General features: G+C 66.4%; 9 protein-coding genes. 5 read left to right on the forward strand and 4 right to left on the reverse strand.

The features are described 5' to 3' along the window. The first annotated feature begins 538 nt into the window (after positions 1–538). Complete coding sequence (locus SB764_RS15735; protein WP_110327606.1) at positions 539–2056, forward strand: DEAD/DEAH box helicase; 1518 nt, start codon at positions 539–541, stop codon at positions 2054–2056. A gap of 81 nt (positions 2057–2137) precedes the next feature. Here SB764_RS15735 and gluQRS read toward each other — a convergent pair whose 3' ends face one another. Together gluQRS and SB764_RS15745 are read right to left on the reverse strand one after the other, a co-directional pair. Beyond that, positions 2138–3094 (reverse strand): tRNA glutamyl-Q(34) synthetase GluQRS, encoded by a 957-nt coding sequence (gluQRS, locus tag SB764_RS15740; RefSeq protein WP_321891646.1) that lies wholly within the window; start codon positions 3092–3094, stop codon positions 2138–2140. A gap of 13 nt (positions 3095–3107) precedes the next feature. Next, complete coding sequence (locus SB764_RS15745) at positions 3108–3974, reverse strand: sulfurtransferase (protein ID WP_176080497.1); 867 nt, start codon at positions 3972–3974, stop codon at positions 3108–3110. Positions 3975–4315: 341 nt separating this feature from the next. On the opposite strand from SB764_RS15745, the gene dnaE reads away from it, so the two are divergent. Continuing rightward, on the forward strand, positions 4316–7906 hold the full coding sequence (gene dnaE / locus SB764_RS15750) for a DNA polymerase III subunit alpha (protein WP_321901511.1): 3591 nt from the start codon (positions 4316–4318) through the stop codon (positions 7904–7906). A gap of 125 nt (positions 7907–8031) precedes the next feature. Here dnaE and SB764_RS15755 read toward each other — a convergent pair whose 3' ends face one another. Further along, positions 8032–8859 carry a glycosyltransferase family 2 protein gene (locus tag SB764_RS15755; protein WP_410864014.1) on the reverse strand — a complete coding sequence of 276 codons (828 nt, stop codon included), beginning with the start codon at positions 8857–8859 and terminating at the stop codon, positions 8032–8034. 290 nt (positions 8860–9149) lie between these two features. Here SB764_RS15755 and msbA point away from each other — a divergent pair, with 290 nt between their 5' ends. Beyond that, positions 9150–10943, forward strand: a complete 1794-nt coding sequence (msbA, locus tag SB764_RS15760) for a lipid A export permease/ATP-binding protein MsbA (RefSeq protein ID WP_074984774.1) — start codon at positions 9150–9152, stop codon at positions 10941–10943. A 222-nt stretch (positions 10944–11165) separates the two neighbouring features. On the opposite strand, the gene SB764_RS15765 is transcribed toward msbA, so the two are convergent. After that, complete coding sequence (locus SB764_RS15765; RefSeq protein ID WP_313903841.1) at positions 11166–12380, reverse strand: O-antigen ligase family protein; 1215 nt, start codon at positions 12378–12380, stop codon at positions 11166–11168. A gap of 298 nt (positions 12381–12678) precedes the next feature. Between SB764_RS15765 and SB764_RS15770 the strand changes: the two genes are divergently transcribed. Together SB764_RS15770 and SB764_RS15775 are read left to right on the forward strand one after the other, a co-directional pair. Further along, a complete protein-coding gene (locus SB764_RS15770; protein WP_065064474.1) occupies positions 12679–13740 on the forward strand; it encodes a glycosyltransferase family 4 protein in 1062 nt (353 codons plus the stop codon). 205 nt (positions 13741–13945) lie between these two features. After that, positions 13946–14251, forward strand: coding sequence for a DUF4148 domain-containing protein (locus SB764_RS15775; RefSeq protein WP_065064476.1), 306 nt, complete (start codon positions 13946–13948; stop codon positions 14249–14251). Positions 14252–14384 lie beyond the last annotated feature (133 nt).

Genomic DNA, 14384 nt, shown 5'->3' on the forward strand with positions numbered 1-14384 from the left:
GGCCATAGGGATTTATGCCAAGGTGCTACAATACCGGCCTTTCGCCGTATTGCGCCTGCACCCTTTGCGGGGGCGACATGGCAAAAACCCGTGGCGGCGCAGGTCTGCGCGCCCGGATACGCCGGCGCAAGCGCCGGCATCGACTGAAGCGGCCGCGCCCGAGCGCGCAGCCGGAAAGAGGGTACGAGCAAACGCTCGAGCGCAAGGGGGCTGCCCCGCTCGCGTGAAGGCATCGGTTGGACCGGATGAAGCGGGTCGAGCGCGGTCGGAGCGCCAGCGCACCCCGTCGCCATCGCCGCCGTTGCCGTTCAGCACGCCGCCGCGCTCTGCGCCGCGAGCCGTCCGCCGGACGGCCCACGCCCGAGCGTCCGTCCCGGTGTCGGGTTGCGTCACCGCCGGCCCGGCGTCAGGCAGGGCCTCGCGACACGCGGCCCACCGGGCGTACCCAGCGACACCAGGCGTACCCAGCAACATCCGCAGTGATTATTTGAGGCGCGCCGCGCCTCGCGCGCATAGCGCCTTTATAGCGAAAGCCACCATGTCCGACACAGCCGTCACGCCCAGCACTGAGACCTTCGATCAGTTCGGCCTCGCGCCCGAGATCCTCAGAGCGATCCAGGAGCAGGGCTACACGACGCCCACGCCGATCCAGGCGCAGGCCATCCCCGTGGTCCTCACGGGCCGCGACGTGATGGGCGCCGCGCAAACCGGCACCGGCAAGACCGCGAGCTTCTCGCTGCCGATCCTCCAGCGTCTCCTGCCGCTCGCGAGCACGAGCGCATCGCCCGCGCGCCACCCGGTGCGCGCGCTGATCCTCACGCCCACGCGCGAGCTGGCCGACCAGGTCGCCAACAACGTGCGCACCTACGCGCAGCACACGCCGCTGCGCAGCGCGGTGGTGTTCGGCGGCGTCGACATGAATCCGCAATCGGACGAATTGCGCCGCGGCGTGGAAATCCTGATCGCGACGCCGGGCCGTCTGCTCGACCACGTCCAGCAGAAGACCACGAACCTCGGCCAGGTGCAGATGCTCGTGCTCGACGAAGCCGACCGCATGCTCGACATGGGCTTCCTGCCCGACCTCCAGCGCATCCTGAACCTGCTGCCGAAGGAGCGTCAGACGCTGCTGTTCTCGGCCACGTTCTCGGCGGAAATCAAGAAGCTGGCGGCGACCTACCTGCGCACGCCGCAGACCATCGAAGTCGCGCGCAGCAACTCCACGAACGCCAACGTCACGCAGATCGTCTATGAAGTCGCCGAAGGCGACAAGACGGGCGCGGTCGTGCAACTGATCCGCGATCGCGGCCTCAAGCAGGTGATCGTGTTCTGCAACAGCAAGATCGGCGCGAGCCGTCTCGCGCGCCAGATCGAGAAGCAGGGCATCGTGGCCGCCGCGATTCACGGCGACCGCACGCAGAGCGAGCGCATGCAGGCGCTCGACGCCTTCAAGCGCGGCGAGATCGAGGCGCTGGTGGCCACCGACGTGGCCGCGCGCGGTCTCGACATCGCCGAACTGCCGGCCGTCATCAACTTCGACCTGCCGTTCAACGCGGAAGACTACGTGCACCGTATCGGCCGTACGGGCCGCGCGGGCGCGACCGGCGACGCGCTGTCGCTGTGCTCGCCGAACGAGAAAAAGCAGCTCGCCGATATCGAAAAGCTCATCAAGCGTCCGCTGACCGTCGAGCATCTCGCGGTCGATACGCCGGTGGCGCACCACGAAGGCGGCAGCCGCCGCCGCGAGCGCGACGGTCATGAAGGTCGCGAGGGTCGTGAAAGCCGCGAAAGCCGCGAGGGTCGCGAAGGTCGTGGCGAGCGCGTCGGCCACCGCCGTCCGGGCGCGCACGAGCGCACGCATCATCACCGTTCGGCGCAGCCGGTCGACGACTTCTTCCTGAAGCCGTACGAAGCGCCGGCATCCGCGCGCAGCAAGGCCGAAGACAAGGCCGTGCCGGACAGCGCGCCGCAGAAGCAGTCGAAGCAGCCGCTCGCCGCGCTGCTCGGCGGTCTGGGCGCGGGCTGGCGCAACAAGCCGACTTCGTCGTCGTCTTCGTAAGCTTCGCCTCGCGCTGGATCGGCGCGTAAAAAAACGGCATGTCGTGGTGAACGACATGCCGTTTTTGTTTGTGCGGCTGTTTTATTCCGATGCCGATGGTGCGGGCAATGACGCGAGCCGCCGCTTCCAGGCGTCGATGGCGTCGGCCTGAAACGCTTCGAGCGTGGTCGGCGCGCCGTCGTGCAGGTCGAGCCCGAGATGGCGCGCGGCGCCCACCAGCGCATCGATCGGACGCGCGGCGTCGAGCGCCAGCGCGCCGGTCTGCTTCGAGAGCTTGTCGCCGTCCGCGTTGGTGACGACCGGCACGTGCAGATACGCGGGCGTCGGCACGCCGAGGCACTGCTGGAGCCAGATCTGGCGCGCTGTGGAATCGAGCAGATCCGCGCCGCGCACGATGTGCGTGATGCGTTGATCGGCGTCGTCCACGACGACCGCGAGCTGATACGCCCACTGGCCGTCGGCGCGCAGCAGCACGAAGTCGCCGACCTCGGTCGCGAGATCCTGCTGCTGCGGACCTTGCCAGCGATCGTCGAAGCGGATCAGGGCGGGATGAGTGCGCGGATCGCCGGCGTCGGTGGGTTCGTCGGCGAGTTCGTCGGGCACGCGCAGCCGCCACGCGCGCGCGGGCTTGCCGTGCAGCCCGTCGCGGCAGGTGCCGGGATAGATCAGCGTGGTGTTGCGCCGATGCGCGTGCAGTTGCGAATCGGCGATTTCCTTGCGCGTGCAGCCGCACGGATAGACGTGGCCGGACGCGATTAGCGCGTCGAGCGCCGCGCGATAGAGCGCAATGCGGCGGCTTTGCCACTCGGGCGGTTCGTCGGCGTGAAAGCCGAAACGTTCGAGTGTTGCCAGAATGTCTTCGGCCGCGCCCGGCACCGTGCGCGGCCCGTCGATGTCCTCGATGCGCACGAGCCACGCGCCGCCGTGCGCGCGCGCGTCGAGCCAGCTCGCGAGCGCGGACACGAGCGAGCCGACATGCAGCGGACCGGTGGGCGACGGCGCGAAACGCCCGCGATACCCGTGCGGCGACGCGCTCACGCGCTCGCGCACCTTACGCGGCTTGCACGCTGGCCGCGCGCTGCGGATGGCACGCCGGGCAGCTCTTGCCCGCTTCGTAGAGCGGCGAAGCCTGCTCGGCGGGCGTGACCACGGCGCGGCAGGCGAAGCACTGCACGGTGTCGGTGGGTTCGAGTTGCGGATTGAGCGCGGTGCGCTGGTCGAACACGAAGCAGTCGCCGGTGTAATGTGCGCCGCCCACTTCCTCGAAGTACTTCAGGATGCCGCCTTCGAGCTGATAAACGTGGTCGATACCCACTTCCTTCATGTGGATCGCGGCCTTTTCGCAGCGGATGCCGCCCGTGCAGAACGACACCACGGTCTTGCCTTCGAGGTCGGCGCGGTTCGCGGCGATCACCTCGGGGAATTCGCTGAACTTGTCGATGCGGTAATCGAGCGCGTTGTCGAAGGTGCCGACGTCGATTTCGAACGCATTGCGCGTGTCGAGCATGACGACCGGACGGCCTTCGTCGTCGAAGCCGCGGTCGAGCCATTGCTTGAGCACGACCGGGGCGACCGACGGCGCGCGACCTTCCTCGGGACGGATGGCCGGCTTCTTCATCGTGATGATCTCGCGCTTGAGGCGCACGAGCATGCGGTTGAAGGGGCGCGTTTCCGAGAAGCTCTCCTTGAACGGCAGCGTCGCGAACTTGCCTTCGAACAGCGGATCGTTGTTGATGTAATCCATGAAGGCGCGCACGTTCGGCTCGTCGCCGGCGACGAACAGATTGATGCCTTCGGGCGCGAGCAGAATGGTGCCGCGCAGGTCGAGCTGCTTGCAGCGTTCGAGCACGAACGGGCGCCATTGCTCGGTCTTGTCGAGCGTCGCGAACTGATACGTAGAGAGATTGAGAATACGCATGGCCAAACGGTAAAAGCGGGATCGGACGGGCCCGGCGGGCTGCCTCGACGCGGATTGGGGCGATTCCTGCGATTCGGGCGGTTTCGTCGAGGAAAGACGAGGGCGCAAAACGGTGAAATCGGGGCGAGATCGGCTGAAAATACCGGGTCTCGCGAGGCGTCGGGCGCGGCGGGCGCAATCCGCTATTATCCCTCAATCGCGCGATGCGCTGCCCGTCCGGTGCACGCATGCGCCGGGGCCGTTACGGCGTCGGCGTGACCTCGCGCAAAGCCTTGTCCGTTTGGCCAACGTGGTCCCGACGCCGCCCGGCGCGGCAAAAATCGCGCGACCGTAGAGGTACAATCACGTCCATGTCAGATCCCCGCTTCGTCCATCTTCGCGTCCACTCCGAATTCTCGATTGCCGACGGCATCGTGCGCCTCGACGACCTCGTCAAGGCGGCGGCCAAAGACGGTCAGGGCGCGCTCGCGCTCACCGACCTCAGCAACGCATTCGGCCTCGTCCGTTTCTACCAGGAAGCCCGCGGCAAAGGGGTCAAACCCATTGCCGGCTGCGACGTCTGGATCATGAATCCCGACGACCGCGACAAACCTTCGCGCCTGCTGCTGCTCGTGAAGGACAAGCGCGGCTACCTGAATCTCTGCGAGCTGCTCTCCAAGGCGTGGCTCACGAACCAGTATCGCGGCCGCGCGGAAGTCGACGTCGCATGGCTCGAAGCGGGTCTCGGCGAAGGGCTGCTGGCCATTTCGGGCGCGCAGCAGGGCGACGTGGGCCTCGCACTCGCGGCGGGCAACGTCGAAAGCGCGAAGCGTCATGCGCAGCGCTGGGCGAAGCTGTTCCCGAACGCGTATTACATCGAACTGCAACGTTGCGGCCAGCCGGGCGGCGAACAGTACGTCGAGCAGGCGGTGGGCATCGCGGCCGAGCTGCAACTACCGGTGGTCGCCACGCACCCCATGCAGTTCATGACCGACGAGGAATTCACCGCGCACGAAGCGCGCGTGTGTATTTCCGAAGGCGACATGCTCGCGAATCCGCGCCGCCAGAAGCGCTTTACGACCGATCAGCGTTTTCGCACCCAGGACGAAATGGTCGCGCTGTTCGCGGACATTCCCTCGGCCATCGCGAACACCATCGAGATCGCCAAGCGCTGCAATCTGACGCTCGAACTCGGCAAGCCCAAGCTGCCGCTGTTCCCCACGCCGGACGGCCTGTCGCTCGACGACTACCTCGTGCAGCTTTCTAAGGAAGGTCTGGAAACGCGCCTCGTGCAGCTGTATCCGGACGAAGCCGAACGCGAAAAAGAGCGCGCGCATTACTACGAGCGTCTGGATTTCGAGTGCGGGACCATCATCAAGATGGGCTTCCCGGGCTACTTCCTGATCGTGGCGGACTTCATCAACTGGGCGAAGAACAACGGCGTGCCGGTCGGTCCGGGCCGGGGCTCGGGCGCGGGCTCGCTGGTCGCCTACGCGCTCGGCATTACCGACCTCGACCCGCTGCGCTACAACCTGCTGTTCGAGCGTTTCCTGAATCCGGAACGCGTCTCGATGCCCGACTTCGACATCGACTTCTGCCAGCACGGGCGCGACCGCGTCATTCAGTACGTGAAGGACAAGTACGGCGCGGACGCGGTGTCGCAGATCGCCACGTTCGGCACGATGGCGGCAAAGGCGGCGGTGCGCGACATCGGCCGCGTGCTCGACCTCGGCTACAACTTCACCGACGGCGTGGCCAAGCTCATCCCGTTCAAGCCGGGCAAGCACGTCACCATCGCCGACGCGATGAAGGAAGAGCCGCAGCTCCAGGAGCGCTACGACAACGAAGACGAAGTCCATCAGCTGCTCGACCTCGCGCAGCTCGTGGAAGGGCTCACGCGTAACGTGGGCATGCACGCGGGCGGCGTGCTGATCGCGCCCGGCAAGCTCACCGACTTCTGCCCGCTCTACACCCAGGGCGACGAAAGCGGCGTCGTGAGCCAGTACGACAAGGACGACGTGGAAGCCGTCGGCCTCGTCAAGTTCGACTTTCTGGGTCTGACCACGCTCACGATTCTCGACTGGGCCGAGCGCTACATCCGCATGCTCGATCCGTCGAAGAAAGACTGGTCGCTCGCCCAGGTGCCGCTCGACGACGCGCCGTCGTTCCAGATCCTCAAGAAAGCGAATACGGTCGCCGTGTTCCAGCTGGAAAGCCGCGGCATGCAGGGCATGCTCAAAGACGCGCAGCCCGACCGCTTCGAGGACATCATCGCGCTCGTGGCCTTGTACCGTCCGGGCCCGATGGACCTGATCCCGAGCTTCTGCGCGCGTAAGCACGGCCGCGAAGTGGTGGAGTATCCGGACCCGCGCGTCGAACCTGTTCTGAAAGAGACCTACGGCATCATGGTCTATCAGGAGCAGGTGATGCAGATGGCGCAGATCATCGGCGGCTACTCGCTCGGCGGCGCCGACTTGCTGCGCCGCGCGATGGGTAAGAAGAAGCCCGAGGAAATGGCCAAGCACCGCGAGATCTTCGCGGAAGGCGCGGCGAAGAACGGCCTCACGCGCGAGAAGGCGGACGAAACCTTCGACTTGATGGAGAAGTTCGCGGGCTACGGCTTCAACAAGTCGCACGCGGCCGCTTACGCGCTGCTCGCGTATCACACGGCTTGGCTGAAGGCGCACCATCCGGCGGAATTCATGGCGGCCAATATGTCGCTCGCCATGGACGACACCGACAAGGTCAAGATCCTCTTCGAGGACTGCCTGACGAACAAGATGGTCGTGCTGCCGCCGGACGTGAACGCGTCGGCGTATCGCTTCGAGCCGGTGGCCGATGCTCACGTGGCCGAAGGCAAACGCTCGCGCACGATCCGCTACGGTCTGGGTGCGATCAAGGGCAGCGGCCAGAACGCCATCGAAGAAATTCTGCGTGCGCGCGAGGAAGGCGGTCCGTTCAAGGATCTGTTCGACTTCTGCGAGCGTATCGACCGCCGTCTCGTGAACCGCCGCACGATCGAAGCCATGATTCGCGCGGGCGCGTTCGACACGATTCATGCGAACCGTGCGCAGTTGCTCGCGTCGGTGCCCATGGCGATGGAGGCCGCCGAGCAGGCGAGCGCCAACGCCATGCAGGCCGGTCTGTTCGACATGGGCGACGCGCCGCTGGCCGCGCACGAACTCGTCGACGAACCGGCTTGGGGCGAAAAGCGCAAGCTCCAGGAAGAGAAGGGCGCGCTCGGCTTCTATCTGTCGGGCCACCTGTTCGACGCCTACAAGGACGAAGTGCGCCGCTTCGTGCGCCAGAAGATCGGCGAACTCAAGGAAGGCCGCGACAAGCTGGTGGCGGGCGTGATCGCCTCGCTGCGTACGCAGATGACCCAGCGCGGCAAGATGCTGATCGCGCTGCTCGACGACGGCACCGGCCAGTGCGAAGTGACGGTGTTCAACGAGCAGTTCGAGGCGCACAAGGCGCTGTTCAAGGAAGACGAACTGCTGGTCGTGCAGGGCGGCGCGCGTAACGACGCGTTCACGGGCGGCATCCGCTTTACCGTGGATACCGTGATGGATCTGGAGCGCGCGCGCAGCCGCTACGCCCAGGCCGTGAAGGTGCAGATGAACGGCAACGCGAATGCGGGCGCGCTGCGCGCGGTGCTCGAAGCGCATCGCGCGAAACCCGACGACTCGCTGCCCGCGCCGGTCGAGCAGGCGCGCGGCCGTGGCGGGCGCGATGGTGGCGGTGGTGGCGGTGGTGGATATGGCGGCGGCCGCGATCGCGACCGTGCGCAGGCCGTGATTCCGAATGGGCTCGCGGTGCAGATTGTCTATCGCAACGAACGCGCGGAAGGGGAAGTGCGGCTTGGCGACGCCTGGCGCGTGAAGCCCACCGACGACCTGCTCGTCGCGTTGCGCGGCGAATTCGCGGACAGCTCGGTCGAAATCGTCTACTGACGATTCAGCCGGATGTGGGATGCGGCGCGCGATGTTTCATCGTCGCCGCGCCGTGCATTTCGGCGTATCGCGCTGAATCGCGGGTGCGGGTTGCAAGCGCCGGTTGCAAGCCCCGGTCGCAAACCTCAGCGCTTTTTCGCCACCTTGCCGTCGCGCGTGAGCAGCGCGAGTTTCGCGTAGCGGTAGTACGTCGTTTCGGCGTTATTGATCGCCAGCATCAGGCCTTCGGCACCGTCCAGAAAGCCCGCGCGTATCACCCACGTGCGGAAGAATGCCCAGAAACCCTTGCCCAGCGCCTTCGCGAGCGACGAGCGCTTGCCGTTCTCGGCCATCGTCAGCGCGCCCTCCGACGAATAGACGTTGGTCTTGTCGAGCGCTTCGTGCAGATCGGGCATCGAAATATGGATGAACGGGCCGTCGAAACGTCCGGTCGTGCCGTCGATTTCCAGATGCGTGTGCGTGCGCACATCGGTGAAGCGCGCGCCGCCGCGGCGGAACAGGCGCACGATGCGGTCGGGCCACCAGCCCGAATGCTTCATGAACCGGCCGCAGAAGCTCGAACGGCGCGGCGTGCTGAAGGCCGCATGCGGGCTGCCTTGCGCGAGCAGTGTTTCGATTTCGGCGCGCAGCTCGGGGCTCAGGCGTTCGTCGGCGTCGAGGCAGATCACCCAGTCGCCGCGTGCTTCGGCGAGCGCACGGTTTTTTTGCGGACCGTCGCCGGGCCAGTCGGTTTCGAACACGCGCGCGCCCAGCGCGCGGCAGATATCGGGCGTGCCGTCCGTGCTGCCGGAATCGAACACGATGGTTTCCAGGGCGAGTCCGCGCACGGATTCGAGGCAGTCGCGAATGTCGTGCGCCTCGTTCATCGCGACCACGATCACGGAGAGCGTGGCGCGCGGCGTGCGGCTGCTGGCCTCGCGGCCCGCGCGGTTCGGGGAAAGTCCTTCGGACATGAAGATGACGCCTGTTCTGGAAATGTGTCGAATGCGGCGCGCCTGCCGGTGGCGGCCCGGCGCGCAGAGGTGCGTATTCTAGTCCATGTCCCGCCGACGGCCAGGGGGCGGGCGGCCGGCACGTCCTGTGCGCGCCCTGCGGACGCCGCGCCACACTGGCCCGACTCGCGAGGCGAGCCGCCGCGCCTAGCGTATACAATGCGGTACCTTGCTGTCGCGGCCGGGCAAAAGCCCCGCGCGCGGCGCGAGACGAGACCATATTTTCAGCATCCGCCTTTCCAGAGGATTCCTTGAGCGAGAAGCCAAAACAATCCACCCTCAGCAAGCCGATCGGTAACGGTGCGGCTTCGAATCCGGCATCGGTTGGCCGCCGGTTGTGGCCCTATCTTAAGCCGCTCATCTGGGTCTCGATCGCCGCCATCCTCACGCTGGCGCTGGTGGCCGCGACCGAGGCCGGCATTCCGGCGCTGCTCAAGCCGCTGCTCGACCACGGCTTCGGCACCAAGGGCAGCCCGAGCGCGATGTGGATCGTGCCGGTCGCCATCATCGGGCTCGCGCTGGTGCGCGGTCTGGCGCAATACGCGTCGGGCTATCTGCTGCAGTACGTGTCGAACCGCATCCTGCTGGAACTGCGTCTGAAGATGTTCGAGCGGATGATTCACGCGAGCGTCGGCTTCTTCCAGCGCGAGACGGCCAGCACGGTCATCAACGCGATCGTGTTCGAGGTCAACCAGATCCTGAGCGTGCTGATGGGCGTGCTCGTCACGTCCGTGCGCGACTCGCTCACGGTGTTCTTCCTGCTCGGCTATCTGTTCATTCTCAACTGGCGCCTGACGCTGATCGTGGCGGTGCTGCTGCCCGCCATCGGCTGGCTGGTCAGCAAGATCAACCGCCGCCTGCGCCGCCTGAACCGCGAGCATCAGTTGCTGACCAACGAACTGTCCTACATCGTCGAAGAGACGGTGGGCGGGTACAAGGTCGTCAAGGTGCACAACGGCGAGCAGTACGAAATGAGCCGTTTCGGCGAGATGAGCCGCCGTCTGCGCGGCTACCAGATGCGCATGACGGTGTCGGGCGGTCTGGCTCAGCCGCTCACGCAGTTCCTCGCGTCGATCGCGCTCGCCATCGTGGTGACCATCGCCGTGGTGCAGGCGTCGCACGACCAGACCACGGTCGGCGGCTTCGTCGCGTTCGTCACGTCGATGCTGCTCGTGATCTCGCCGCTCAAGCATCTGATCGACGTGAACCAGCCGCTGCAGCGCGGCATGACGGCGGCCGAGCTGATCTTCGGTCTGATCGACGAGCCGGCGGAACCGGAAGGCGGCGGCAAGCCGCTCGAACGCGCGCGCGGCGAGATCGAGTTCCGCGATGTGTCGTTTGCGTATGGGCCGGAAGGGCGTCCGATTCTCGAAAGCGTGCATTTCAGCGCCGCGCCGGGCGAGATGATCGCGCTGGCGGGGCCGTCGGGCAGTGGCAAGACCACGCTCGTGAACCTGCTGCCGCGCTTCTTCGATCCGAGCGGCGGCCAGATTCTGGTCGACGGCGTGCCGCTGCCGGAGTACGACATTCACGCGCTGCGCAGCCAGATCGCGATGGTGAGCCAGGACGTCACGCTGTTCAACGACACGGTCGCCAACAACGTCGCGTATGGCCAGACGGCCGACCCGGAGCGCGTCGAGCACGCGCTGCGCGCCGCCAATCTGTGGGACACGATTGCCGCGCTGCCCGAAGGCGCGGCCACGCTCGTGGGCGACAACGGCATGAAGCTCTCGGGCGGCCAACGTCAGCGTCTCGCGATCGCACGCGCGATCTACAAGGACGCGCCGATCCTGATTCTCGACGAAGCCACCTCGGCGCTCGATTCGGAATCGGAACGCCACGTGCAGGCGGCGCTCGAAACGCTGATGAAGGGCCGCACGACGCTCGTGATCGCCCACCGTCTGTCGACCATCGAGCGCGCGGACCGCATCCTCGTGATGGAAGCGGGCCGTATCGTCGAGCGCGGTTCGCATCAGCAGTTGCTGGAGCAGCGCGGTTTGTACGCGCATCTGCACAAGATCCAGTTCCAGCAGCACGCCGCGTAACGTCGCGTATCGTCGCGTATCGTCGCGGACTATGCCTGAAGCCACGCGGGCGTCGCGTGCCTTTGGCGCACACTGCCCCGACAACGCAAAACGGGCCGCGCAATGCGGCCCGTTTTCATTTCTTGAGCGATATCCGAAGGGAAAGGCTTTTCCGTTGTGCACGCAACGGAGCGAAGGCGTGCGCGCGAGTCGCGCACGGCCGCCCGGCGCTTGTTCAGCGCATCAGACGCGCGGCGCGTCTGCGGCGAGTTCGCGCCGGCGCGACACGATGATCGCGAGGAAAGTGGCGGTGAGCAGCGAGACCAGCACGGTCACCTGAATGGGCACCAGCACGTCGATCGTCAGTCCGAACAGGATCGTGCTGAACGAAATCGCGAGCCCGCCACAGGCCGCCGTGCGGATCACGGCGTCGTCCGAGCGGCGCGCGCGCCAGAAGTGCACCGAGGTGCCGACATAGAACAGCAGCAGCGTCGCCACGCCCATCGCGCCCATTTCCGCGATGGCCGAGAAGAAGTCGCTGTGCGCGCGTTCGTTGACGATCTGCGTGCTCGCCTCGCCATGCTGCGCGAGGTCGCCGAGCGCGCGTTCCAGATGCCCCTTGCCCACGCCATAGAACGGATGGCGTTCGAACAGCGTGATCGACGCGCTCCACAACTGCAGGCGCAGGCCGACCGAGGTGTCCTTGTCGCCGCGCTGCATCAGGGTGACGTCCGATCCGGCTGCGGCCACGCGCTCGCGGATGTTGCCCGTCGACAGCAGCACGCCCGCGGCGGCGGCCAGCAGCACGACGCTGATAAGCACGCGCTTCCAGTGCGAGAACCAGCCGTATTGCAAGCCGAGCAGCAGCACGAAGACGGGAATCGCGATCCAGCCGCCGCGCGTGCCCGAGAAGTAGGAGGCGAAGCCGCCCGCGACGAGCGCCGCGAGTTTCACGACCAGGGCGAGCGGACGCGCCTTCGTGTCCCAGCCGAATGTGAACACGGCGAGGAAGGCGAGCAGCAGGGCGGTATCGCCGAACGGAATGGCGTTCGTGTACGAGTTCGTGAGACGGTCCGCGACGTTCCAGCCACCCGCGGGACGGTCGACGACGATCCATGCGCTGGCGGCGAGCGCGCCGAGCGCGCAGCCCCAGCCGACCACCGTCAGATAGCGCGAAGGCAGGCGGCACAGCAGCAAAAAGAGCGGCAGCGCGAGCGCGAAGCGCGAGAGCGGGTCGAACTGGTGCGGCGCCCAGTAGCCGAACAGGGCTTGCTGCACGATGACGACGCAAAGCGGCACGATCATTGCGGCGGTGTACCAGCCGTATTCGCGCCACGGGGCGAAGTAGCTGCGGTCGTGCCGCCAGGCCCAGGCGCTGTAGAGCGAAAAAGCGAGCAGCAGGAAGAAGCCGTAACCCGTTCCGCCGCGCCAGACCAGATTGACGGCCGGTGCGAGCACGAGAAGCAGGGAAGCGATTGGAGCCAGGCGGCGTGGGTATGTCGTCGTATCTTGATTCATGGCGGCCGGCGCAAATCGGTCGGGCAGTCGATTGTTATGTCGCTATGGCCGCGCCCGAGTGACCTCGCGCCCGGCACGCCCAAGGATGGACACGTGATGCCCAAAAAGCCGGTCGATTATACCGGAGGCACTTTTGGCTACGCAGTTCGGGGCAAGTCCCTGCACTCCGGTAGGGCGCGAAGCGCCCGCTATATAATCGTCGGCACCAGATTGCACAAAAAATCACGTCGGACGGGTCATGAAGGTCGGAATTTCCAGCAACGCGCTCAAGCACAGTGGCGGTCTCGAACGCTATGCGATGGATCTCGTGCGCGGTCTCGCCGCGCGCGGCATGCGGCCCGCGTTCTTCGCGCGCAAGTTCGATGTCTCGGTGCCCGAATGCGCGCTCGTCGAGCGGCATCGCATCAACGTGTCCTTGTTGCCGGGCAAGCTGCGCGACGCCTGGTTCTCGTGGCGGCTCGCCGCGCTGCGCCGTCGCGCGCGCGTGGACGTGCTGATCGGCTGCAACCGGGTCGATTCGTCGGAAATCGCCATTTGCGGCGGCACGCATCGCGGTTTTCTGCGTGCGACCGGGCGGCCGCTGCGCGCCTCCGATCGGCGTCAGATCGCGCTGGAGAGCCGTCAATATGCGCAATCGCGAGTCGTCGTCGCGCACTCGGAACTGATGCGCGACGAACTGCGCGAACTCTACGGCGTCGACGACAGCAAGATCCGCGTGCTTTGCCCGCCGGTCGACGGCGAGCGGTTTTCGCCGGTGGACGCCGCCACGCGCGCCGCGCTGCGCAAGCAATACGGTTTCGCGGACAACGAAACGGTCCTGCTGTTTCCGTCGAGCAGCCACACGCGCAAGGGTCTGCCGCTGATCCAGTCGGTGGTCGAGGCGCTCGATCTGCCGGTCGTGGTGGCGGTGGCGGGGCGGCCGCCGGAGCGCACGAGCACGCGCGTGCGCTACATCGGCTACGTGAAGGATCTCGAAAACGCCTATCGCGCCGCCGACTATTCGATCCTCGCCTCGACCTACGAGCCGTTCGGGCTCGTCGGCATCGAGTCGGTGATGTGCGGCACGCCGGTGATCTTCTCGACGAACATCGGTTGCGCCGACGCCATCGCCGGGTCCGCCAAACAGCTTTTCGCGCCCGGCGACGCCGCCGGACTGCGCCGCATCATCGAGTCGGCCGTGGCCGCGCGCGCGCCGCGACTCGATGCGACCCCGCGCGACGCCATCCTCTACGACGCCAGCGTGCCCGCGCACGTGGACGCGCTTCTCGCCCTCGCAACGGACATCGTTTCCCCACGATAGTGGCGTGTCCGGGTGCGGCGCGACTGCGTGTCGCGTCGCGCAACCGCCCGTGTGACGGGGCTTTCCGCGATATTTCCTGAATCTGGAACGGTCTTCTGAGAGGGACGGGGTTAACCCTGGTCTTCTACAGGACTAGGATGTGTACATCGGTCGCATGCACATACCGTCGCACGTCGGCCGTCTAGTCCAAACTGGAGGTCGTATCATGAAGTCCCTGATTCAAGCCGTTGCTGTTGCCGCCGCTCTCGTCGTCCCCGTTGCTTCGTTTGCGCAGCAAGCCCCCGTCACCCGCGCCCAGGTGCGCGCCGAACTCGCCCAGCTCCAGCAGGTCGGTTACCACGTCGGCGACGGCGATCAGGCTCACTATCCGCAAGCCATCCAGGCCGCCGAAGCGAAGGTCGCCGCGCTGAATGGCCAAAGCGCCTACGGCGGCGTCGCGAACGCATCGCAATCGGGTGTGCGTGCCGCCACCGTTTCGCAGCAAGACTGGAACGCGATGTACTCGCGCTAAGCGCCAGCAAGCGAAACACGTGTAAGGCAGTACAGAATACGCGTCACGCCGCAGGAGGGCGGCACAGCATGAGCTGACGCGACGATGCGGGTCCGGCGCCCACGCCCTGTGAAGGCGCCGCCGGCATCGTAAG

Origin of the sequence: Paraburkholderia sp. SIMBA_027, assembly GCF_046535315.1 — a bacterium.
GTDB classification, from domain to species: domain Bacteria; phylum Pseudomonadota; class Gammaproteobacteria; order Burkholderiales; family Burkholderiaceae; genus Paraburkholderia; species Paraburkholderia tropica.